The sequence below is a fragment of the Kitasatospora sp. NPDC007106 genome, from assembly GCF_040634455.1.
Classification (GTDB): Bacteria; Actinomycetota; Actinomycetes; order Streptomycetales; family Streptomycetaceae; genus Kitasatospora; species Kitasatospora arboriphila.
In genome coordinates, this window is sequence record NZ_JBEYFP010000861.1 from 1 (window position 1) to 2,394 (window position 2,394).

2 protein-coding genes are annotated in these 2,394 nt (G+C 72.0%); one reads left to right on the top strand and one right to left on the bottom strand.

From position 1 onward, the window contains the following. Positions 1-76: 76 nt before the first annotated feature. Positions 77-622 (bottom strand): DNA mismatch endonuclease Vsr, encoded by a 546-nt coding sequence (gene vsr / locus ABZ641_RS33325; protein WP_359987960.1) that lies wholly within the window; start codon positions 620-622, stop codon positions 77-79. Positions 623-857: 235 nt separating this feature from the next. Between vsr and ABZ641_RS33330 the strand changes: the two genes are divergently transcribed. Continuing rightward, the coding region (locus ABZ641_RS33330) for an ABC transporter ATP-binding protein (protein WP_359987963.1) at positions 858-2,394 on the top strand (1,537 nt) is incomplete at its 3' end.

Below are 2,394 nucleotides of genomic sequence, written 5' to 3' on the forward strand. Positions count from 1 at the left end.
CGGCCCTCCCCCGCCCGGCCCGCTGACCACCGCCCGCTGACCACCGCCCGCTGACCACCGCCCGGTCCCACCGGCATCACGCCGGTCCGCCGGAGCGGAGCCGGGCGGGGCCGAAGGGGTCCGTTGCGTTCGGCGGCACCCCGGTGCTGCGCCCGGAGCTCCGGTGCAGCCGCCGTGCTCGTGGATGCCCCTGGTGGGCGAGCAGCTCCACGACCTTGTCGACGGCGGCCTCGACGGTCTCGTGCTCCCAGATCCTCAGGGGGAGCCAACCCGGCCGGACGAGGTTCTCATCGGTGTGCCGGTCGCGACGCACGTCGTCGTCGAGCTTCCGCCACCACCATTCGGCGTTGTGCTTCGGCGCGTGCAGGTGCTCGGGGCACGCGTGCCAGAAGCAGCCCTGCACGAACACCGCGGTACGCCAGGGCACGAAGGTGATGTCCGCCCTCCCGCGGCGCAGGGTGGGGAGGGGAAGGTCCACCCGGTGGCGGAAGCCGAGTGCGTGCAGTGCCCGCCGGAGGGCGAGTTCGGGTGCGGTGTTCACACGGCGCTGGGCCCGCATCACCCGGCGGGCGTCGGCGTCCCTCGGTCGCGGGACCACCCGCCGGGCACCCGCCTCTTCCATGCCCCGATCAACTCCGACCCGGCCCGGGTGGTCACTCCGACCCGTCGCCGACCTGACCGGCCCGCGACCGTCGCGAGGTGACGCCCTGCCGGAAATTGCTTGGACCGCACCGGGGCCGTCGCGGGAGACTTGGGCTTCTGCCCTTCCGTGCAAGGTTTTTGACGATTAGTCATACATCATTTCATTCGCCGGGAGGGGCAGTCGCTGGGCTTCCGCACGACGCAACGAGGTCGGGATGGGATCGTCCGAGACACTCCGAGGAGCACCGGGCAGGCGTTCAGTGCTCCTCGCGCTCCGCTACTACGGACGGGAGCTGGCCCGGCTCCCGTACCTCACGGTGCCGGCCATGCTGCTGCCGGCGTTGGGCAACATCGGGATCGCCTACCTCGCGCCGCTGGCGGTGGCGAAGCTCGTCGGCCGGATCGCCTCCCCCGCGGGTGCCGGGTCCGGCTCGCTGCTGCCGTACGTCCTGGGCTTCGCCGGCGCCCTGCTGGCCGGGGAGGCGGTGTGGCGCGTCGGCCTGCACTGCCTGAACCGCCTCGACGCCCTCGGCATCGAGCACCTCTACGTGATCGGCATGGACGAGCTGTTCGCCAAGGACGCGGCGTTCTTCCACGACAACTTCGCCGGCTCGCTGACCAAGCGGGTGCTGAGCTTCGCCTCCCGCTACGAGGAGTTCGTCGACACGCTGACCTTCTCGGTCGTGGCCAGCTTCGTGCCGCTGGTCTTCGGCTCGGTGGTGCTGTGGCGCTACGAACCGCTCCTCGTCATCGGGCTGCTGGTGATGATCGCCCTGACGGCGCTGTGCGCGGCCCCGCTCATCCGCCGCCGCCAGGCGCTGGTCAACGAGCGCGAGGAGGCGATCGCCCGGGTGTCCGGCCACGTCGCCGACAGCCTGATGAACATGGACACCGTCCGGGCGTTCGCGGCCGAGCGGGGCGAGGCGGCCGAACACCGGTCCCGCGTCGCCGAGTCGCGCCGGCTCTCGCTGCGGTCCTGGGACTACGGCAACCTGCGCATCGACACCCTGGTCGCGCCGATGTCGGTGCTCACCAACGCCCTCGGCCTGCTGCTGGCGGTGACCCTCGGCGGGGGCCGGCACAACGTGGAGGCGGTGGTGGTCGCCTTCACCTACTACAGCAACGCGACACGGATCATGTTCGAGTTCAACCAGATCTACCGCCGGCTGGAGAGCTCGCTGACGGAGGCCGCACAGTTCACGGAGCTGCTGCTCACACCGCCGACCGTGCTCGATCCCGCCGTGCCGGAACCGCTGCTGCGCCGGGGCGCGGACGTCCGCTTCGAGCGGGTGCACTTCGCCCACTCCTGCGCGGACCCGATCTTCCGGGGCCTCGACCTCACGGTGCCGTCCGGGGCGAAGTTCGGACTGGTCGGCCGGTCCGGCGGCGGGAAGACCACCCTCACCCGGCTGCTGCTGCGGATGACGGACGTCGACGCCGGACGGATCCTGATCGGCGGCCAGGACATCACCCGGCTGCGCCAGGCCGACCTGCGCAGCCTGATCGCCTACGTGCCGCAGGACCCGGCGATGTTCCACCGGTCGCTGCGGGACAACATCGCGTTCGCCCGGCCGGGCGCCACCGACGCCGAGATCCGCCGCGCCGCGGAGGCCGCGCACGTCACGGAGTTCACCGACGCGCTGCCGCAGGGCTTCGACACCATGGTGGGCGAGCGCGGCATCAAGTTGTCCGGCGGACAGCGGCAGCGGGTCGCCCTCGCCCGGGCGATCCTGCGCGACGCGCCGATCCTGC